This window comes from Ochrobactrum sp. SFR4, from assembly GCF_019730395.1.
GTDB lineage: Bacteria > Pseudomonadota > Alphaproteobacteria > Rhizobiales > Rhizobiaceae > Pseudochrobactrum.
This window is the reverse complement of record NZ_JAAPBB010000108.1, coordinates 1-562: the sequence shown is the minus strand read 5'-3', so window position 1 is coordinate 562 and position 562 is coordinate 1. Positions and strand designations below refer to the sequence as shown.

Here is a 562-nt window from a genome sequence, read left to right as displayed (position 1 = left end):
CGCCGGTTTCATAACGCTGATAGGTTCTTGCGTTGACCAAGCGGAGCTGGTCAGCACATTCACTGAGCGTCAACTGTTGCGTTAGTCGCCACTTTTTTAAATCCATATAGCAATATGACGATTATCGTCAATAAAAGTCAAGAGAGGATATGACGATAATCATCATTTTTCGATTTGACGATTTTCGTTATAAAAAGCCATGAACAAATATCTGAAAGCGCTCAGGGTATCTCGCGGCCTTTCACAGGCAGATGTGGCGGCATACCTCAATATTTCCCATGAAAACTACAACCGGTTGGAAAACGGCCGGGTAGAATTCACCCTTAGCAGGATGAAGCAGCTCGCAGAGCTGTTTAACTGCTCGGTTACTGATTTGATCAGTGCTTCTGCTGGCACGCGTCAGGTTGAAGTTATTTGCAATATTCAGGCTGGATACTGGTCAGATGCAACGGAATGGGATGATGAGCGTAGATATGATGTGGTCATCCCTGATGACCCTGATTTTAGAGGCAAAGAGCTCATCGGCGGAGAAATTAAAGGTTCTTCCATGAATAAACGCTAT

Annotated in this window: 1 protein-coding gene; it reads left to right on the top strand. The window is 44.7% G+C overall.

The window, feature by feature from the left end:
* Nucleotides 1-199: 199 nt before the first annotated feature.
* The coding region (locus HBA93_RS18085; protein ID WP_221724220.1) for a helix-turn-helix transcriptional regulator at nucleotides 200-562 on the top strand (363 nt) is incomplete at its 3' end.